Here is an 18,248-nt window from a genome sequence, read left to right as displayed (position 1 = left end):
CAGACCTTATACCTTGTGCCTATAAAGGCGTGGTGGAAACGCCCGCCGCAGCGTAGTTCTGGTAACTCGTCATCTGCTTGGCTATCTGCGAAATCTTGCTTGCGTAGTCCGGGTCGGTTGCGTAACCGGCCTTCTGCAACTCGCGCACAAACTGTTCTGGGTTATCGGCCGACTTCACGACATCTTGATAGCGATTATTGGTCTGCAGCAAAGTCACAAGGTCGTGGAAACTGTCCTTGTAGGAGTCGTAGGAACGGAACTGGGCCGTCTCCTTGACCATCTGCCCGTTTCTGAATTCGCTGGTGATCGCCCGCGCCGAACCGCCCTGCCAACTGCTGCCGGCCTTGATGCCGAACAGGTTGTGGCTGCTGCTGCCGTCCTGGGCACGCATGACCGATTTGCCCCAGCCGGTTTCCAGGGCCGCCTGGGCCACCAGATAACGTGGATCGACACCGATCCGCGCCGCCGCTTCCCTGGCCATCGGCAACATGGTGTTGACGAACTGGTCGGCGGAGCTGAAGGCTTTCTTCGGCGGCGCCAGAGGAATCTGTGCCATGGCGCGACCGTAAACCTGCATGCCGCCGCTGGAGGCCTGCTGCGCGTTCGCCAGCCAGTCGCCGTTGTACAGCGGTCCCGCACCGGTAGTCGTTGTGCGCTCTGGCAATTGAGTTTTGTTGACTGTCGTAGCCACGGTCGTCGCCGAAGGCACCAGCCCGGCCAGCAGCCGGTCGGCCAGCTTCGGCGGCAATGCCAGGCGACGCTGATTGATCAGCGCCATGTCATTGCGATGACCGCCCTCGCCCGCCTCTTGCGGCGCATGGACCGAGCGCGACGCCCACAACGGACGCTGGCCATTGACCCGCGACAGCGGCCCGTTGATTGCCACCGTGCCTGCCGCCACCGGCGTTTGCACGGCGGCTTTCGCGGCCTCTTGCTTGGCCAGGGACGCAGCGGCAGCCTCGCCCGGCGCCAGCGGTTTGTTCTTCGACATCTGGCGCATCAACACGTCCGCCAGACCGATACCACCGCCTTCGCGAGACATGGAAACGGCCAGTTGCTGGTCGTACATTTCCTGGTACTGCTTGGCCGCCGGGGTGTTCATCGGATTGTCCTGGCCCAGCGCTTCAGTGGCCGAACGCATCGACTTGAGCATCTCGCCGAGGAACAGCGATTCGAACTCCTGCGCGACCTTGCGCATGTTGCCGTCGCTGTTCTTGTCGCCGACCTTGAGCTGATTCAGACGATTGAGGTCCGAGTAGGAACCTGAATCACTGCTGCTGACCAGACCGCTCTTGCGCATATCCACGATGGCCGTCCTCAGATCACGATCAGGTCGGCTTGCAGCGCGCCGGCCTGTTTCAGCGCTTCGAGGATCGCCATCAAGTCACCCGGTGCCGCGCCGACCTGGTTCACCGCCCGCACGATCTCGTCGAGGGTGGTACCCGGGCCGAACTTGAACATCGGCTTGGCTTCCTGCTGGGCATTGACCTTCGAACGCGGCACCACCGCCGTCGTGCCGTTGGACAGAGGGCCTGGCTGACTGACGATCGGGTCTTCGGTGATGGTCACGGTCAGGCTGCCGTGGGTCACGGCCGCCGGAGACACCTTGACGTTCTGGCCGATCACGATGGTGCCGGTACGGGAATTGATGATGACTTTCGCCACCGCCTGGCCCGGGTCGATCTCGAGGTTTTCGAGGATCGACAGGTAGTCGACGCGCTGGCTCGGATCGAGCGGCGCGGTGACGCGAACCGAACCGCCGTCGATGGCCTGGGCCACGCCAGGGCCGAGCATGTCGTTGATCTTGTCGACGATGCGCTTGGCCGTGGTGAAGTCGGAACGATTGAGGTTCAGCGTCAGGCTGTTGCCCTGGTTGAAACCGCTCGGTACCGCACGTTCCACCGAGGCACCACCGGGGATGCGCCCGGCCGACGGAACGTTGACGGTGATCTTCGAGCCGTCGCGACCTTCGGCATCGAAACCACCGACCACGAGGTTGCCCTGGGCCACCGCATAGACGTTGCCGTCGATACCCTTGAGCGGCGTCAGCAGCAAGGTGCCGCCACGCAGACTCTTGGAGTTGCCGATGGACGAAACGGTGATGTCGACCTGCTGCCCCGGCTTGGCGAACGCCGGCAGATCGGCACTGATCGACACCGCCGCGACGTTCTTCAACTGCACGTTGCCCGAACCCGGCGGCACCTTGATGCCGAACTGCGAGAGCATGTTGTTGAAGGTCTGCAGGGTGAACGGGGTTTGCGTCGTCTGGTCGCCGGTGCCGTTAAGCCCGACCACCAGGCCGTAACCGATCAATTGGTTGGAACGCACACCGGAAATGCTGGCGATGTCCTTCAGGCGCTCGGCTTGAGCGCTGAAGGCTGCAGACAACATCAAGGCGGCCACCATGAGGTGTTTAAGATTCAAACTGACCACCTAGAAAGGGAACAGCGGGCTGAGGAAGAAACGGTCGAACCAGCCTGGCTGACTCGCATCGGCAAACGAACCGGTGCCCGAGTAGGTGATGCGCGCATCGGCGACCCGGGTCGACGACACGGTGTTGTCGGTGGCGATGTCATCGGCGCGAACCAGCCCGGCAATCCGCACCAGCTCATCGCCGGTGTTGAGGGTCATCCACTTCTCGCCGCGCACCGCGATGATGCCGTTGGGCAATACATCGGCGACGGTCACGGTGATCGAGCCGGTCAGGGTGTTGCCCTGCGCCGCCTTGCTGTCACCCTTGGTCGCACGGTCACCGCTGTAGCCGACATCGAGGCTCAGGTCGCCGCTGCCGATCGGATCGTTGGTGCTCAAGCCACCGCCAAAGAACGAGCTCAGGCCAATGTCGGTCTTGCTGTTCTTGCCGATCTGCGAGTTGGCATTTTTGCTGGCCTGGGTTTTTTCGTTCAGCGTAATGGTGATGATGTCGCCCACCCGGTACGCCTTGCGGTCGCTGTACAGGTTCTGCTCGAAACCGGCCTGATAGATCGAGCCATTGTTCGCCGCCGCCGGCAACGGCGTGCGCGGCAACACCGGGGCGTAGTAAGGGTCATTGGGCTTGGGCGACACAGGCACGCAGCCTGCGAGCACGGTAATCCCACTCAATGCCAGAACAGAGACGAAGCGATTCATGACCCTACCTCACGGTGTTGCAGGCGACCTCATGGCCGCCTCATAGACTTGATTACAGATTCTGCGTTACGAACGAGAGCATCTGGTCGGCGGTGGAGATCACCTTGGAGTTCATCTCGTAGGCGCGTTGGGTGGTGATCATGTTGACCATCTCTTCAACGGTGCTGACGTTCGATGTTTCCAGGGTGTTCTGCAGCGTGGTACCGAAACCGGCCAGGCCCGGGGTGCCGACTTGCGGCGCGCCGCTGGCGGCGGTTTCCAGGAACAGGTTGTTGCCCACGGCCTGCAGGCCGGCCGGGTTGATGAAGTCGGCGGTTTGCAGGTTGCCGATCACCTGGGCAGCCGGGTTGCCGGCAACGGTGATGGACACGGTGCCGTCGCGGCCGACCGTGAAGGTCTGCGCATCGTTCGGAATGACAATGGCCGGCTCCAGGGCAAAGCCGCTGGCGTTGACGATCTGCCCGTTGGAGTCCAGGTGGAAGGTACCGTCACGGGTATAGGAGGTGGTGCCGTCCGGTTGCAGGATCTGGAAGAAACCACGACCGTCGATGGCCATGTCCAGCGGCTGCTCGGTGGTTTGCAGGCTGCCGGCGGTGAAGTTTTTCTGGGTGCCGACGATGCGCACACCGGTACCCAGTTGCAGGCCCGACGGCAGTTCGCTGTCCTGGGTCGACTGGGCGCCAGGCTGACGCTTGATCTGATAGAGCAGATCCTGGAACTCGGCGCGGTCACGTTTGAAACCCGTGGTCGACACGTTCGCCAGGTTGTTGGAAATGGTGGTCAGGTTGGTGTCCTGGGCGGACAGACCTGTTTTGGCAACCCATAGAGCCGGAAGCATTCGATTCTCCTCGTGCGCCTGTTTTACGGCGCGACGTTCTGGTAATTAGCTGATCTGCAAGACCCGAGCCATGGCCTGGTCATCGTCTTTGGCGGTGTTCATCATCTTGATATGCAGCTCGAACTGCTTGGACAAGGCCAGCACCGAGGTCATCTCTTCCACGGCATTGACGTTGCTCGACTCGAGGAACCCCGACACCAGCTTGACGTCGGCGTCTGCCTGCGCAGGCTGGCCGTCCTTGGTGTGGATCGAGCCGTCCAGGCCCTTGGTCATGTTCTTGAAGTCCGGGTTGACCAGCTTGATGCGGTCGACTTCAGCCATCACCCGGGGACCTTCGCCCATCGCGCGGATGCTGATGGTGCCGTCCTCGCCGACTTCGATCTGCTGCTCGGGCGGCACGGCAATCGGCCCGCCATTGCCCATGACCGGCATGCCGTTGCCGGCGCGCAACACGCCAAGGGCGTCGACGTTCAGGCTGCCGGTGCGCACGTAGCTTTCACCGCCATCGGGATTCTGTACGGCAATCCAGCCGTTGCCTTGCACGGCAACGTCGAGGTCACGGCCGGTTTCCACCAGCGAGCCAGGGGAGAAATCGGTGGCCGGGCGTTCGGCCATGGCAAACGCACGCGCCGGAAAGCTGTCACCGAACACCGGCATCGAACGGGCCTGCTCCAGGTCTTTCTGGAAGCCGTTGGTGGAGATGTTCGCGAGGTTGTTGGCATGCGCCTTTTGCGCCAGTGCATTCTGGCTGGCGCCGGTCATAGCCACATAAAGGTACTTGTCCACACTCTTTCCTCTGCCTGCCGGACGTTTGCCGCCCACTGCTGTGTTGCGCAGGTTGTAGCAATTTGCAGACCAACTTGCGCGCAGAGGCTCGAACCCCCTTGAAACACGGGGTTCGAGGCTAATCGGAGGGGAATCGAACAAGGTATCGAAGACGAAAAACCGGCGCGGATATGCCGTTTGGCGGCAACGCCGTGAAAAGCCGGCTACCAGCCTTTCACACCGCTCATGTCGGGCAGTTTGTGGGCAATGCCCTTATGGCAGTCGATACAGGTTGCCTGGCCACTGGCCAATGACGTGGAGTGCATGTTGGCGGCGCGTTTGCCCTGGCGTGTGAAGTCCATGAACTCGAAGTTGTGGCAGTTGCGACACTCCCGGGAATCGTTGGCCTTGAGCCGTGCCCACTCGTGTTCGGCCAGCTCCCGGCGCATGCCCAGAAACTTGTCCCGGGTACTGATGGTGCCGAACAGCTTGCCCCAGACTTCCTTGGAAGCCTGCATCTTGCGGGCGATCTTGTGCGTCCACTCGTGGGGGACGTGGCAGTCCGGGCACGTGGCGCGCACGCCCGAGCGGTTGGTGTAGTGAATGGTTTCCTGCAACTCGACAAAAACGTTGTCGCGCATTTCATGGCAGGACGTGCAGAACTTCTCGGTGTTGGTCGCTTCCAGCGCGGTGTTGAACCCACCCCAGAAAATCACCCCGGCGATAAACCCGCCAAGGGTCAGGAAGCCCAGGCTGTAATGCACGCTGGGCCGACGCAGCACACCCCAATAATCCTTGAGCAAGGCAAGCAAAGATTTCATGGCCTCTCCTCAAGGTTTCGGCTGATGGTTGATTTCGTCTTGCAAGACCTGGTCGATGTTCTTGAAGCTGTTGTTCACCAGTGGCTTCACATCCTTTTGCGGCACGTGACACTGGTTGCAGAAGTATCGGCGCGGCGACACCGCCGCCAATGCCTGGCCGTCACGGTCCATGTAGTGCGTGATGCTGATCATCGGCGCCTGGGTACGCGCACTGTTGGCGCGACTGTGGCAGGACAGGCACTTGTTGCTGTTCTTGTCGATGGCATAGCCGCGAATGCTGTGGGGAATGGTGGGCGGTTGCTCGGGGTAATTGCGCTCACGCTTGAGGTCCTTGTTCTCGTCTTCCGCGATGGGCGGCGCCGGCAGCTCCTGGGTCAGGGTCCCGCCGACTCGCCGCCCGTCCGGCGCCGGCGCATCCAGTGGGTAACCGGGGTCTGCCGCAAACGCTGCGGGCAACCACACCAGCAGAGCGGCAATCAGGGGCAGCGAACGATAATTCATGAAAGCTCTCCTTATGCCGTCTTGATCAACTCAATCCTGATCGCGCATTTCTTGTAATCGGTTTGCTTGGAGATGGGGTCCGTCGCATCGAGCGTGACTTTGTTGATCAACCTGTTGGCATCGAAAAACGGCACGAACACCAGACCTTGGGGCGGCTTGTTGCGCCCTCGGGTTTCAATGCGCGCACGCATTTCGCCGCGCCGACTGATCAGTTTCACTTCGCTGCCACGCCGGGCATTCAAGGCCTTGGCATCGGCCGGGTGCATGTAGACCAGCGCGTCGGGGACCGCTTTATAGAGTTCTTCGACACGCTGGGTCATGGTCCCGGTGTGCCAATGCTCAAGCACCCGACCGGTGCTCAACCAGAACGGGAAGTCCGCGTCCGGGGCTTCCGCGGGTGGCTCGTAGGGCAGCGCGAAGATGATCGCCTTCTTGTCGGGGTAGCCGTAGAACTGCACGCCGCTGCCCTTCTCGACATAGGGGTCGTAACCCTCACGGAAGCGCCAAAGCGTTTCCTTGCCTTCGACGACAGGCCAGCGCAACCCGCGCTCGGAGTGATAACGATCAAAGGGTGCAAGGTCATGACCATGTCCACGGCCGAACTGGGCATATTCTTCGAACAGGCCTTTTTGCAGGTAGAAACCGAAATCCCGGGCTTCGTCGTTCTGATAGCCTGCCGCCATTTGCTCAACCGGGAACTGATCGACCTGGCCATTCTTGAACAGCACCTCATACAGGGTCTTGCCCTTGTATTGCGGTGAACCGTCCAACAGCTCCTGCGACCACACCTCGTCGGTTTTAAAGCGCTTGGAAAACTCGACCAATTGCCAGAGGTCCGACTTGGCGTCACCCGGCGCCGAAACCAGTTGATGCCAGAATTGCGTACGCCGCTCCGCGTTGCCGTAAGCACCTTCTTTCTCGACCCACATGGCCGTGGGCAAAATCAGATCCGCCGCCTGTGCCGAGACGGTGGGATACACATCCGACACCACCACGAAGTTCTCGGGGTTGCGCCACCCCGGCAGCACTTCCTGCATGATGTTGGGCCCTGCCTGCATGTTGTTGCTGGCCATGGTCCAATACACATTGAGCACGCCATCCTTGAGCATGCGACTCTGCTGCACGGCATGGAACCCGACCTTTTCCTTGATGGTGCCCGCCGGGAGCTTCCAGATTTTTTCCGCGGTGGCGCGGTGCGCCGGGTTGGTAACCACCAGGTCGGCAGGCAAGCGATGGGAGAACGTGCCCACCTCACGCGCCGTCCCGCAGGCCGAAGGTTGGCCCGTCAGCGAGAAAGGACTGTTGCCCGGTTCGCTGATTTTCCCGGTCAGCAGGTGAATGTTGTAGATCAGGTTATTGGCCCACACACCCCGGGTATGCTGGTTGAAGCCCATGGTCCAGAACGAAACCACCTTGCGCTTGGGGTCGGCATACAGTTCGGCCAATGCCTTGAGGCGCTCGGCCGGCACCCCGGTTTCCTTCGCGGTGCGCTCGAGGGTGTAGGGTTTGACGAAAGCGGCAAATTGCTCGAAGTCGATGTCGGTCCAGGTGTTCGCCTTGTCGGCATTCTTGGCCTTCATCTCCAGCGGATTATCGGCACGCAAACCGTAGCCGATGTCATCGGTGCCTTTGGCGAATTTGGTGTGCTTGCTGACGAAGTCTTTGTTGACCGAACCGCTTTCAATGATGTGGTTGGCGATGTAGTTGAGAATGAGCAAATCAGTCTGTGGCTTGAACACCATCGGAATGTCGGCCAGTTCAAAACTGCGATGTTCGAACGTAGAGAGCACGGCCACTTTCACATTTGGCTGACTTAAACGGCGATCGGTCACCCGACTCCACAGAATCGGATGCATTTCCGCCATGTTTGAACCCCACAGGACGAACGCATCGGTGACTTCGATATCGTCATAACAGCCCATCGGCTCATCGATACCGAAAGTGCGCATGAACCCCATGACCGCCGAGGCCATGCAATGGCGTGCATTGGGGTCGATGTTGTTCGAGCGAAACCCCGCCTTCATCAACTTGTTGGCTGCGTACCCTTCCCAGACCGTCCACTGTCCGGAACCGAACATGGCGATGGATTCACCACCCTTGTTCTTCAGCGCCTCCTTGTACTTCAACTCCATCACATCGAACGCCTGCTTCCAGGACACCGGGTGAAACTCGCCTTGTTTGTCATATTGCCCATTGGTCATGCGCAACAGCGGCTGAGTCAGCCGATCAACGCCGTACATGATCTTGGATAGAAAGTAGCCTTTGACGCAGTTCAACCCGCGATTGACCTCGGCTTTTACATCGCCGTGGGTTGCAACAACCCTGTTGTCCTTGGTCGCCACCATGACGCTGCAACCGGTACCACAAAAACGACAGGGCGCCTTGTTCCAATCCAGGGCAACCATGTCTTCTTCGGTAACCAGGTTGCTGGCAGAGGTAAACACCGGGAGGCCCGCAGCCGCTGCCGCGATCCCGGCAGCCTGGGCTTTGACAAACTCTCGCCGCGTCATAGGCATGTGCTTTCTCCCGTTACATCGAGAATTTCGTGATAAACCAGGGCGGCGTTGAGCACACCCGGCAAGCGGTTGATCTGATCGATTCGCTGAAGGATCTGGCTTTCGTGTTCGGTTTCCAGCACAACCACCAGTTTGCCGGCGGGACTTTCCTGATGAAGCTCAACGCCCTTGAGCAAACGCAGATTGGCTTTCACCGCCTCGAACAAGGCAGGACGGGCATGTACCACCAGGCTGGCGATGTGCAACGTCTTTTCCATGACCCGTACTCCATGCTGAATTAGAGATGGATGGCGATCAGTTAGGAGGGCCTGGCGGACCGAGGAGCATTTGCAGAAACCAGACGAAAAAACCGTAACCACCGACTATCGCCACCGATAACAGTGGGAACAGAACAATGATCAGGAAATAGAACAGGCGAGTTTCTTTGCGAACTCGCCGGGTAGAGTCATCCATTGATGGCATGGTTAGCGCTCCTGCCAAACTGTGAGGAGAGCCTAGATGGCTAACTCGACAAGTTCCATGATTCAGATCAACAGCAGCAGTTTTAGTGCTTCAAATACGAAGTGAAGGCGCTGGTTAATTATTTACACTCGATAAATATTCTTATTTAAATGAGTTATTAACGCTCCAGCTTCCCTATTTCATATTCACGTAACTTGTTGGCAATCGTTGTATGGGAAACACCCAGCCGCTTGCCGAGCAATCGGCTGCTGGCATGTTCCGAATAAAGCCGTTCCAGCACTGCTTTTTCAAAGCGTCCGACAATTTCATCCAGACCGCCTTCGAGCGAAAAGTCGCCCAACGGCTGACGCACGCCGTAGTCCGGCAGGCGAATGTGCTCGGCCTTGACCGTGCCGCCGTCGCACAGGGAAACCGCCTGGAACAGCACGTTCTCCAGTTGCCGCACGTTGCCCGGCCAATGGTAATGACTGAGCCGCTCCATGGCCGCCGGGGCGAGCTTGGGCAACGGGCAGCCAATCTGCCGACTGGCCTGATCGAGGAAATGCTCCACCAGCGGTGTCAATCCGTCGAGGCACTCGCGCAGCGGCGGGATGTGCAGCGACAACACGTTCAAGCGGTGATAGAGGTCCTGGCGGAACTCGCCGCGAGCGCACAATTCGGACAGGTCGACCTGGGTCGCGCAGATCACCCGCACATCGAGATAGACCTCTTCATCGCTGCCCACGCGACGGAAGCAGCCGTCCTGCAAAAAGCGCAGCAATTTCACCTGCAAGCGCGGGCTCATTTCGCCGACGCCATCGAGAAACAGCGTACCGCCCGCCGTCAGCTCCAGCAGCCCGAGCTTGCCTTCGGCCCGCGCGCCCTCGAAGGCACCCGGGCCGTACCCGAACAACTCCGTCTCGGCCATCGACTCCGGCAGACCGGCACAATTGAGCGCCATCAACGGCGACTGCCCGCGCGGACTGGCCAGATGGCAGGCCCGCGCCAGCAACTCCTTGCCGGTGCCGGTTTCGCCTTCTATCAATAGAGGCGCATCCAGCGGTGCCATGCGCCGCGCTTCGCGGACCACGGCGGCCATGACTTTCGAACTCTGGAAGATGCTGTCGAAGCCGCGCAGCTCCTGCTTGCGCACGTTATAGATGCGTTCACCCACGCGGTCGGCGCGGTGCAGCGTCAGCACCGCACCGGCCATGGCCTCGCTGTCGTCATGTTCCGATTGCAATGGCGCGATGTCGGCGAGGAACACATCACCCTTGACCTTGACCCGCAGCCCGTTGATCCGCGATTTGTTGGCGCGCACCAGCTCCGGCAGATCGAAGTCTTCGGCGTAGCGCGACAGGGGAATACCCGGCACCTCGTCGACCCGCACCCCGAGCAACTGCGCCGCTGCCCGGTTGGCCGCGACGATGGAACCGCCCATGTCGATCGACAGCACCGGAAATTCCAGCGCGCCGAGCAGTGCATTGAGTTCCATGTGCCGACGCTCGCTGGGCATCAGCCCTACACGCTTGACGCCAAAGACTCCGGCAATCGCTTCGAACTTGGGACGCAAGGCCTGGAACTGGATGTTGATCAGGTTCGGGCAATGCAGATAGATGGCATTGCCATGCTCACCGCCCACCTCACCGCGGGCCACGTTGATCCCGTACTCCACCAGCAGGTTGAGAATGTCGCGCAGGATGCCGATGCGGTTCTGGCAGTGGACTTTGATACGCATGAAAAAGGCCCAAACAGTGAAGGATGAGGCCATTGGCAGAGATTTTTCTGCATGAGCGCTCAGATAGTCGTCAAGATTATGTGACAGGGAAGGCGTTTTTCAAACCCGAAAATCTCAGTCGGCACGCGCCGAACGAGCTTTCGTAACGAAAACTTTACGATTTTCGAGGTTTTTTCCTACGCTGGCCGCAAACCACCTGCTGCAACGATGCAATCCATGGGGTATTTCTAGGTCCATAGCAGCACATAACAAGAACGAAATCCCTTAGCAGGAGAGCAGCATGAAGCAGACGCAATACGTGGCTCGCGAGCCCGATGCGCAAGGTTTTATCGACTACACCGCCGAAGAACACGCGGTGTGGAACACGCTGATCACTCGCCAACTGAAAGTGATCGAAGGGCGTGCGTGCCAGGAGTACCTGGACGGTATCGAAAAACTCGGTCTGCCCCACGACCGCATTCCTCAACTCGGCGAAATCAACAAGGTCCTCGGTGAAACCACCGGCTGGCAGGTTGCCCGGGTTCCCGCACTGATTCCCTTCCAGACTTTTTTTGAATTGCTGGCCAGCAAGCAGTTTCCGGTAGCGACCTTCATTCGTACCCGCGAGGAACTGGACTACCTGCAAGAGCCGGACATTTTCCACGAGATCTTCGGCCACTGCCCACTGCTGACCAACCCGTGGTTCGCCGAATTCACCCACACCTACGGCAAGCTCGGCCTCAAGGCGTCCAAGGAAGAACGCGTGTACCTGGCGCGCCTGTACTGGATGACCATCGAGTTCGGCCTGGTCGACACCCCGCAAGGCCAGCGCATCTACGGCGGCGGCATCCTGTCTTCACCGAAAGAGACCGTGTATTGCCTGTCGGACGAGCCTGAGCATCAAGCCTTCGACCCGCTGGAATGCATGCGCACGCCGTACCGCATCGACATCCTGCAGCCACTGTACTTCGCGTTGCCCAATCTCAAGCGTCTGTTCGACCTCGCTCGCGAAGACATCATGGGCATGGTCAAGCAAGCGATGCAGATGGGTCTGCACGCACCGAAATTTCCGCCAAAACCAAAAGCTGCGTGAACCGCGACTTTTGCTGACAAGTGAGTCTGTCAGTCACCGTCGCTTTGGTTTAGCGTGACGGCACTGTCGACCGATATAAAAACACTCGATTTCAGGAAGCACACCAATGTCCACTTTGAACCAAGCCCATTGCGAAGCCTGCCGCGCCGACGCTCCACAAGTCAGCGACGAAGAACTGCCGATCCTGATCAAGCAGATCCCGGACTGGAACATCGAAGTACGCGACAGCATCATGCAGCTGGAAAAGGTTTTCCTGTTCAAGAACTTCAAGCACGCCCTGGCGTTCACCAACGCCGTCGGTGAAATCTCCGAGGCTGAAGGCCACCACCCGGGCCTGCTGACCGAGTGGGGCAAAGTCACCGTGACCTGGTGGAGCCACTCGATCAAGGGGCTGCATCGCAACGACTTCATCATGGCCGCGCGCACCGACATCGTTGCCAAGGACGCTGAGGGGCGCAAGTAATGCATTTCGACGCCATCGGTCGAGTACCCGGCGACCCGATCCTGGGCCTGATGGAGGCCTACGCGCAGGACCCGAACCCGCGCAAGTTCGATTTGGGCGTGGGTGTCTACAAGGACGCCCTGGGCCTGACGCCGATTCTCGAATCGGTGAAACTTGCCGAGCAACGCCTGGTGGACAGTCAGCCGACCAAGACCTACATCGGCGGCCACGGCGAGCCGGCGTTCGGCAAGGCCATCAATGAACTGGTGCTGGGCGCCGATTCGAAACTGATCGACGCACAACGCGCCGGCGCCACCCAGACGCCGGGTGGCACCGGGGCCTTGCGCCTGAGCGCGGACTTCATCGCCCAGTGCCTGCCAGGGCGCGGCGTGTGGTTGAGCAACCCGACCTGGCCAATCCACGAAACGATTTTCGCGGCAGCCAAGGTCAAGGTCAGCCACTACCCGTACGTGGGCAGCGACAACCGTCTCGATGTCGACGGCATGCTGGCGGCGCTCAATGAAGCTCCCAAGGGCGACGTGGTGTTGCTGCACGCCTGCTGCCACAACCCGACCGGTTTCGACCTGTCCCGGGATGACTGGCAGCGGGTGCTGGAGGTCGTACGCAAGCGCGAACTGCTGCCGCTGATCGACTTCGCCTATCAAGGATTCGGCGACGGCCTGGAACAGGACGCCTGGTCGACCCGGCTGTTCGCCGCCGAGTTGCCGGAACTGCTGATCACCAGCTCCTGCTCGAAGAACTTCGGCCTGTACCGCGACCGCACCGGTGCGCTGATTGTCTGCGCGAAAAGCGCCGACAAGCTCACCGACATTCGCAGCCAGTTGGCCAACATCGCCCGCAACCTGTGGTCGACACCACCGGATCACGGTGCGGCCGTCGTCGCGACCATCCTCGGCGACCCAGAGTTGAAAAACCTCTGGGCCGACGAAGTGGAAGCCATGCGCCTGCGCATCGCCCAACTGCGCAGCGGTCTGGTGGAGGCACTGGAGCCTCATGGTTTGCGCGAGCGTTTTGCGCACATTGGCGTGCAACGCGGGATGTTTTCCTACACCGGTCTGTCGCCGGAACACGTGAAGAACCTGCGCGATCACCACAGCGTGTACATGGTCAGCTCAGGGCGAGCCAACGTCGCCGGCATTGATGCTACGCGTTTGGATTTGCTGGCCGAGGCGATTGCCAGCGTCTGCAAGTAACCCTCACACACTGCAAATCCCCTGTGGGAGCGAGCTTGCTCGCGATAGCGGTCTATCAGACGACATGTATGTTGGATGACACACCGCCATCGCAAGCAAGCTCGCTCCCACATTTGTTTGTGTTGCCCCTCTGGATCTGTCTATACAACCCCGTCCGTCGAAACAAATAGATATAAAAGTCTGTTTGTCATTTTCAGTGCTGTATCCTGCCAAGGCTTTTTCTAAAGCGCGGATCGACCAGATCTATCAACAGACTTAGCGAGGAGCGCAACCATGCACGAGATTCCCAATCTCCCCTTCCCAAGCCTGCACGTACCTGAGCAGACGACCACGCAGCAAGCCGGCGCCCAACAGCCCGAGCCGAAAGAAGCCACTGACAGCCGCCAGGCTGACAGAGAAGACTGAAACACCCGCCGTACAGACCGTGTGGAAAGCGCTAACATGCGCTTTCCACACTGCCTGAAACGAGCCTCCCCCATGACCGACGAATTCAGCGAAGCGCAGGCCGGCGTCCTGATCGGCACCGCCGAAAAAATGATCGAAATCTGGAATCGCCTCTCCCCCGAGAAACAAGCCGCCTTGCTCGCCCGTTTCGGCACCCAGGAAAATGCGCTGGCCGCCCTGGTCACCACGCAACTGGTCGCCCCCATCAAGGCCGAATGACACCACCGGGCAAATAGTTTTACTTTTTCACAACCTGCAACCGTCCACACCGCTATCATAAGCAGCCTATCTATCCTGCTTTACCGTGGACCTTTCCCATGCCTGAAAACCAGCGCCCCCTGGCGGTCACGCTGCAAGTCGTTTCCATCGTCCTTTTCACCTTCATCGGCTACCTGAACATCGGCATTCCCCTGGCCGTATTGCCCGGCTATGTCCACAGCGACCTGGGCTTTGGCGCGGTGATCGCGGGCCTGGTGATCAGCGTGCAATACCTGGCCACCCTGCTCAGCCGCCCGTATGCCGGGAAAATCATCGACAACAAGGGCAGCAAACTGGCGGTGATGTATGGCCTGGCCGGTTGCGGCCTGAGCGGTGTGTTCATGTTGATCTCGGCCTGGACCCAAAGCCTGCCGACCCTGAGCCTGATCAGCCTGTTGATCGGCCGCCTGGTGCTCGGCAGCGCGGAAAGCCTGGTGGGCTCGGGCTCGATCGGCTGGGGCATCGGCCGGGTCGGCGCGGCGAACACCGCCAAAGTCATCTCCTGGAACGGGATCGCCAGCTACGGCGCACTGGCCGTGGGCGCGCCTTTGGGCGTGCTGATCGTCCACCAGTTGGGCTTGTGGAGCATGGGCGTGAGCATTGTCTTGCTGGCCGTGCTCGGCCTGCTGCTGGCCTGGCCGAAAACCGCCGCACCGATCGTGGCCGGTGAACGCCTGCCGTTCATGCACGTGCTCGGGCGGGTGTTTCCCCACGGTTGCGGCCTGGCCCTGGGTTCCATCGGTTTTGGCACCATCGCCACCTTCATCACCCTGTATTACGCCACGCAACACTGGGACAACGCGGTGCTGTGCCTGAGCCTGTTCGGCGCCAGCTTCATCGGCGCGCGCCTGCTGTTCGGCAGCCTGATCAACCGCCTCGGCGGCTTTCGCGTGGCCATTGCCTGCCTGTCCGTGGAAACCCTGGGATTGCTGTTGCTATGGCTGGCACCGGATGCGCATTGGGCGCTGGCGGGTGCGGCACTGAGCGGCTTCGGCTTTTCGCTGGTGTTTCCGGCACTGGGGGTGGAAGCGGTCAACCTGGTCCCGGCCTCCAGCCGTGGTGCTGCCGTCGGCGCCTACTCGCTGTTCATCGACCTGTCGCTGGGGATCACCGGGCCGCTGGCCGGGGCCATTGCAGCCGGGTTCGGCTTCGCTTCGATCTTCCTGTTCGCCGCCCTCGCCGCGGTGAGCGGATTGATCCTGAGCCTTTACCTGTACCGGCAGGCACCCAAGCAACGCGAAGCGCGGGACGCCCGCTAGAAATCGACCTTGCCGCGCCCGGCCTTGATGTTGCCGCGCTTGCTCTTGGATTCGAGGCGACGGGTCTTCGAGCCGAGGGTCGGCTTGGTCGGGCGGCGTTTCTTTTCGACCTTGGTGGCGCCCTGGATCAACTCGACCAAACGCTCCAGCGCATCAGCACGGTTCTGCTCCTGCGTTCGGTACTGCTGGGCCTTGATGATCAACACCCCGTCGCTGGTGATGCGGCTGTCGCGCAGTGCCAGCAGCCGCTCCTTGTAAAACTCGGGCAAAGACGACGCCGGAATGTCGAAGCGCAGGTGCACCGCGCTGGAGACCTTGTTGACGTTCTGCCCACCGGCACCCTGGGCGCGAATGGCCGTCAACTCGATCTCGGTATCCGGCAGATGCACGTTGTTGGAAATCACCAGCATGGAAAAGCGTCCGTATTCGAGGGTGTTCAGGATACCGCGATTAGCTTGAATGAATGCTCCCACAGGTTTTTGCAGCGCACACAAAAAACCCGGCACATGGCCGGGTTCGTTGTTTCTGCGACTGAGTTACTTCACTGCAGCCTGCAATGCGTGTTGCGCACTGCGCTTGTTCTTGATGCCGTAGCAGACCCACATGAACACGAGCCAAACCGGAATCGCGTACACCGATGTCTGGATCCCCGGAATCAACAGCATCACGCCAAGGATGAACAACACGAACGCCAGGCAGATGTAGTTGCCGTACGGGTACCAAAAGGCCTTGAACAACGGCGTCTGTTTGGTCTTGTTCATGTGCTGGCGGAACTTGAAGTGCGAGTAGCTGATCATCGCCCAGTTGATCACCAGGGTGGCCACCACCAGCGACATCAGCAGTTCCAGCGCGCTGTGCGGGATCAGGTAGTTCAGCAGTACCGCGATCAGGGTCACGGCGGCCGAGGCCAGGATCGAACGCACCGGCACGCCACGCTTGTCGATCTTCGCCAGGCCTTTCGGCGCGTCGCCCTGTTCGGCCATGCCCAGCAGCATGCGGCTGTTGCAGTAGGTGCCGCTGTTGTACACCGACAACGCCGCGGTCAGGACCACGAAGTTGAGGATGTGCGCGGCGGTGTTGCTGCCCAGCATCGAGAACACTTGCACGAACGGGCTGCCGCTGTAGGAATCACCGGAAGCGTTCAGGGTGGTCAGCAAGCTGTCCCACGGGGTCAACGACAGCAGGATGATCAGGGCACCGATGTAGAAAATCAGGATCCGGTAGATCACCTGGTTGATGGCTTTCGGGATCACGGTTTTCGGCTTGTCGGCCTCGGCAGCGGTGAAGCCGAGCATTTCCAGGCCACCGAAGGAAAACATGATGAACGCCATGGCCATCACCAGACCGCTGATGCCGTTCGGGAAGAAGCCACCGTGGGACCACAGGTTGCTGACCGCTGCTTGCGGGCCGCCATTGCCGCTGACCAGCAGGTAGCTGCCCAGGGCGATCATGCCGACGATCGCCACGACCTTGATGATCGCGAACCAGAACTCGGCCTCGCCGAACACTTTGACGTTGGCCAGGTTGATCGCGTTGATCAGCACGAAGAAGGCCGCTGCGGAGACCCAGGTCGGGATGTCCGGCGCCCAGTAGTGGATGTATTTGCCGACGGCCGTCAACTCGGACATGCCCACCAGGATGTACAGGATCCAGCAGTTCCAGCCCGACAGGAAGCCGGCAAAGCCGCCCCAGTACTTGTGCGCAAAGTGGCTGAAGGAGCCGGCCACCGGATCTTCGACGATCATTTCGCCCAGTTGGCGCATGATCATGAAGGCGATGAAGCCGCAGATGGCGTAGCCGAGGATCATCGACGGGCCGGCGGATTTCAGTACCCCGGCCGAGCCGAGGAACAAGCCGGTACCGATTGCGCCACCGAGGGCGATCAATTGAATGTGGCGATTTTTCAGGCCGCGTTTCAGCTCGCCTGATTGCGGGTTTTGTCCACTCATGAAAAGGGTCTCACGCAAGGTTTGATGATGTTCAGTAGACGTTGCTGCTCAGCAAAGGCGTTAAGCGGCACCGATCAAACCCCAGCGCAGGCACCAGGAGTTCAGCGTATTTACAACGGTCATGCGTCACCTGTTTGTTTTTATCTGTGACGAAATCGAACCCGACACGCTCGTGACGCGACGGAGTGAACAAGGCGGATAGCCTTGAGGTTTGCGCTGATGCGCAGGAGGTCACAGGTAAAACGCGGCGCATTGTACACCTGTAACCCCCTGCTGCCAGACCCGCTGGACAAGCGTGTCTATGGCCGGGATTGCCTGTGTCCGCCCCGAAGAGCCCGGGCGGCTGCAAAAAATGGGTCAGACCCTTGCGGATCATCGACGGGAAAGGCAGGAAAACCGCCCCTCGCAGAGAGATGGAGATGGATTGCGGCGTTCATTGCGCCTCCTTTTTGTTATGCACCTGCACGACAGGCATGGCGCGCATCTGACCCTGCATGGCGTGTTGAAACAAGCGGGCTAGAGGGTTGGGAGAAGGATGCAAGGCAATGATGCGTAAGACTTTTCTTACAGTGTTCGAGAGAAGGCGATTTCACGGGGTTAATCTGCGGATTTCGTCAGGTTTTCTTTACAGGGCGTAATTTAGGCTTTCCACTTCGGACATCCCGGCGCGGCAACTGGCGCTATCGCGGGAAAGACACATAACGCAATACCTGTAGGAGCCGGCTTGCTGGCGATGGTCGTTACCGATAACGCGTATGAACTGGATAAACGCGGTGCACTTGAGTCCATCGCCAGCAAGCCGGCTCCTACTAGGGACCGTGGCTACGCTGAAAATGAAGTGGACTCCAAACCATTGAAAGC

At 60.0% G+C, this 18,248-nt stretch carries 19 protein-coding genes; 6 read left to right on the top strand and 13 right to left on the bottom strand.

What is annotated here, in order from left to right:
- Positions 1-19: 19 nt before the first annotated feature.
- The 11 genes from flgJ to AB4O16_RS24410 all read right to left on the bottom strand — a co-directional run bounded on the left by flgJ (position 20) and on the right by AB4O16_RS24410 (position 10,749).
- Positions 20-1,306, bottom strand: a complete 1,287-nt coding sequence (gene flgJ / locus AB4O16_RS24460; RefSeq protein ID WP_460156039.1) for a flagellar assembly peptidoglycan hydrolase FlgJ — start codon at positions 1,304-1,306, stop codon at positions 20-22.
- 11 nt (positions 1,307-1,317) lie between these two features.
- Complete coding sequence (locus AB4O16_RS24455) at positions 1,318-2,406, bottom strand: flagellar basal body P-ring protein FlgI (RefSeq protein ID WP_160388299.1); 1,089 nt, start codon at positions 2,404-2,406, stop codon at positions 1,318-1,320.
- A gap of 27 nt (positions 2,407-2,433) precedes the next feature.
- Positions 2,434-3,129 (bottom strand): flagellar basal body L-ring protein FlgH, encoded by a 696-nt coding sequence (flgH, locus tag AB4O16_RS24450; RefSeq protein WP_150716535.1) that lies wholly within the window; start codon positions 3,127-3,129, stop codon positions 2,434-2,436.
- A gap of 52 nt (positions 3,130-3,181) precedes the next feature.
- The gene (flgG, locus tag AB4O16_RS24445; RefSeq protein ID WP_047532060.1) at positions 3,182-3,967 is read right to left on the bottom strand and encodes a flagellar basal-body rod protein FlgG; all 786 of its coding nucleotides are present in this window, start codon (positions 3,965-3,967) and stop codon (positions 3,182-3,184) included.
- Positions 3,968-4,012: 45 nt separating this feature from the next.
- The gene (locus AB4O16_RS24440) at positions 4,013-4,753 is read right to left on the bottom strand and encodes a flagellar basal body rod protein FlgF (protein ID WP_160388223.1); all 741 of its coding nucleotides are present in this window, start codon (positions 4,751-4,753) and stop codon (positions 4,013-4,015) included.
- Between the two features lie 203 nt (positions 4,754-4,956).
- The gene (locus AB4O16_RS24435) at positions 4,957-5,553 is read right to left on the bottom strand and encodes a cytochrome c3 family protein (RefSeq protein ID WP_085723386.1); all 597 of its coding nucleotides are present in this window, start codon (positions 5,551-5,553) and stop codon (positions 4,957-4,959) included.
- A gap of 9 nt (positions 5,554-5,562) precedes the next feature.
- The gene (locus AB4O16_RS24430; RefSeq protein WP_460156038.1) at positions 5,563-6,054 is read right to left on the bottom strand and encodes a nitrate reductase cytochrome c-type subunit; all 492 of its coding nucleotides are present in this window, start codon (positions 6,052-6,054) and stop codon (positions 5,563-5,565) included.
- Between the two features lie 11 nt (positions 6,055-6,065).
- Positions 6,066-8,570, bottom strand: coding sequence for a nitrate reductase catalytic subunit NapA (gene napA, locus AB4O16_RS24425; RefSeq protein WP_460156037.1), 2,505 nt, complete (start codon positions 8,568-8,570; stop codon positions 6,066-6,068).
- Positions 8,561-8,827 carry a chaperone NapD gene (locus tag AB4O16_RS24420; RefSeq protein WP_460156036.1) on the bottom strand — a complete coding sequence of 89 codons (267 nt, stop codon included), beginning with the start codon at positions 8,825-8,827 and terminating at the stop codon, positions 8,561-8,563. The genes napA and AB4O16_RS24420 overlap by 10 nt, the downstream gene beginning before the upstream one ends.
- A gap of 37 nt (positions 8,828-8,864) precedes the next feature.
- Entirely contained in the window at positions 8,865-9,032 is a 168-nt protein-coding gene (locus AB4O16_RS24415) for a periplasmic nitrate reductase, NapE protein (RefSeq protein WP_095945465.1), read from the bottom strand.
- Positions 9,033-9,189: 157 nt separating this feature from the next.
- The gene (locus tag AB4O16_RS24410; protein ID WP_095945466.1) at positions 9,190-10,749 is read right to left on the bottom strand and encodes a sigma-54-dependent transcriptional regulator; all 1,560 of its coding nucleotides are present in this window, start codon (positions 10,747-10,749) and stop codon (positions 9,190-9,192) included.
- Between the two features lie 280 nt (positions 10,750-11,029).
- Between AB4O16_RS24410 and phhA the strand changes: the two genes are divergently transcribed.
- The 6 genes from phhA to AB4O16_RS24380 all read left to right on the top strand — a co-directional run bounded on the left by phhA (position 11,030) and on the right by AB4O16_RS24380 (position 15,438).
- Entirely contained in the window at positions 11,030-11,821 is a 792-nt protein-coding gene (gene phhA, locus AB4O16_RS24405) for a phenylalanine 4-monooxygenase (RefSeq protein ID WP_160388221.1), read from the top strand.
- Positions 11,822-11,927: 106 nt separating this feature from the next.
- Entirely contained in the window at positions 11,928-12,284 is a 357-nt protein-coding gene (locus AB4O16_RS24400) for a 4a-hydroxytetrahydrobiopterin dehydratase (RefSeq protein ID WP_046816880.1), read from the top strand.
- Positions 12,284-13,477, top strand: coding sequence for an amino acid aminotransferase (locus AB4O16_RS24395; protein ID WP_460156035.1), 1,194 nt, complete (start codon positions 12,284-12,286; stop codon positions 13,475-13,477). Before AB4O16_RS24400 ends, AB4O16_RS24395 begins: the two co-directional genes overlap by 1 nt.
- A gap of 273 nt (positions 13,478-13,750) precedes the next feature.
- Positions 13,751-13,882, top strand: a complete 132-nt coding sequence (locus tag AB4O16_RS24390; protein ID WP_008051162.1) for a hypothetical protein — start codon at positions 13,751-13,753, stop codon at positions 13,880-13,882.
- 72 nt (positions 13,883-13,954) lie between these two features.
- On the top strand, positions 13,955-14,140 hold the full coding sequence (locus tag AB4O16_RS24385; RefSeq protein WP_160388219.1) for a hypothetical protein: 186 nt from the start codon (positions 13,955-13,957) through the stop codon (positions 14,138-14,140).
- Between the two features lie 98 nt (positions 14,141-14,238).
- Positions 14,239-15,438, top strand: a complete 1,200-nt coding sequence (locus AB4O16_RS24380) for an MFS transporter (RefSeq protein ID WP_460156034.1) — start codon at positions 14,239-14,241, stop codon at positions 15,436-15,438.
- On the opposite strand, the gene arfB is transcribed toward AB4O16_RS24380, so the two are convergent.
- Together arfB and AB4O16_RS24370 are read right to left on the bottom strand one after the other, a co-directional pair.
- Positions 15,435-15,848: an alternative ribosome rescue aminoacyl-tRNA hydrolase ArfB gene (gene arfB, locus AB4O16_RS24375; RefSeq protein WP_460156033.1), complete on the bottom strand. Its 414-nt coding sequence runs from the start codon at positions 15,846-15,848 to the stop codon at positions 15,435-15,437. The two genes, AB4O16_RS24380 and arfB, sit on opposite strands and share 4 nt — an antisense overlap.
- A 126-nt stretch (positions 15,849-15,974) precedes the next feature.
- The gene (locus tag AB4O16_RS24370; RefSeq protein WP_160388216.1) at positions 15,975-17,387 is read right to left on the bottom strand and encodes an amino acid permease; all 1,413 of its coding nucleotides are present in this window, start codon (positions 17,385-17,387) and stop codon (positions 15,975-15,977) included.
- Positions 17,388-18,248 lie beyond the last annotated feature (861 nt).

The sequence above is a fragment of the Pseudomonas sp. S2_H10 genome, assembly GCF_054668285.1.
The sequence above is the reverse complement of the archived record's forward strand: the minus strand, read 5'-3'. Positions and strand labels throughout refer to the sequence as shown.

What these genes read in the sequence shown, in the direction of transcription:
- AB4O16_RS24455 (WP_160388299.1), bottom strand. Translation starts at nt 2,406, where the DNA reads ATGGTGGCCGCCTTGATGTTGTCTGCAGCCTTCAGCGCTCAAGCCGAG.
- flgH (WP_150716535.1), bottom strand. Translation starts at nt 3,129, where the DNA reads ATGAATCGCTTCGTCTCTGTTCTGGCATTGAGTGGGATTACCGTGCTC.
- flgG (WP_047532060.1), bottom strand. Translation starts at nt 3,967, where the DNA reads ATGCTTCCGGCTCTATGGGTTGCCAAAACAGGTCTGTCCGCCCAGGAC.
- AB4O16_RS24435 (WP_085723386.1), bottom strand. Translation starts at nt 5,553, where the DNA reads ATGAAATCTTTGCTTGCCTTGCTCAAGGATTATTGGGGTGTGCTGCGT.
- AB4O16_RS24430 (WP_460156038.1), bottom strand. Translation starts at nt 6,054, where the DNA reads ATGAATTATCGTTCGCTGCCCCTGATTGCCGCTCTGCTGGTGTGGTTG.
- napA (WP_460156037.1), bottom strand. Translation starts at nt 8,570, where the DNA reads ATGCCTATGACGCGGCGAGAGTTTGTCAAAGCCCAGGCTGCCGGGATC.
- AB4O16_RS24420 (WP_460156036.1), bottom strand. Translation starts at nt 8,827, where the DNA reads ATGGAAAAGACGTTGCACATCGCCAGCCTGGTGGTACATGCCCGTCCT.
- AB4O16_RS24415 (WP_095945465.1), bottom strand. Translation starts at nt 9,032, where the DNA reads ATGCCATCAATGGATGACTCTACCCGGCGAGTTCGCAAAGAAACTCGC.
- AB4O16_RS24410 (WP_095945466.1), bottom strand. Translation starts at nt 10,749, where the DNA reads ATGCGTATCAAAGTCCACTGCCAGAACCGCATCGGCATCCTGCGCGAC.
- phhA (WP_160388221.1), top strand. Translation starts at nt 11,030, where the DNA reads ATGAAGCAGACGCAATACGTGGCTCGCGAGCCCGATGCGCAAGGTTTT.
- AB4O16_RS24400 (WP_046816880.1), top strand. Translation starts at nt 11,928, where the DNA reads ATGTCCACTTTGAACCAAGCCCATTGCGAAGCCTGCCGCGCCGACGCT.
- AB4O16_RS24395 (WP_460156035.1), top strand. Translation starts at nt 12,284, where the DNA reads ATGCATTTCGACGCCATCGGTCGAGTACCCGGCGACCCGATCCTGGGC.
- AB4O16_RS24390 (WP_008051162.1), top strand. Translation starts at nt 13,751, where the DNA reads ATGCACGAGATTCCCAATCTCCCCTTCCCAAGCCTGCACGTACCTGAG.
- AB4O16_RS24385 (WP_160388219.1), top strand. Translation starts at nt 13,955, where the DNA reads ATGACCGACGAATTCAGCGAAGCGCAGGCCGGCGTCCTGATCGGCACC.
- AB4O16_RS24380 (WP_460156034.1), top strand. Translation starts at nt 14,239, where the DNA reads ATGCCTGAAAACCAGCGCCCCCTGGCGGTCACGCTGCAAGTCGTTTCC.
- arfB (WP_460156033.1), bottom strand. Translation starts at nt 15,848, where the DNA reads ATGCTGGTGATTTCCAACAACGTGCATCTGCCGGATACCGAGATCGAG.
- AB4O16_RS24370 (WP_160388216.1), bottom strand. Translation starts at nt 17,387, where the DNA reads ATGAGTGGACAAAACCCGCAATCAGGCGAGCTGAAACGCGGCCTGAAA.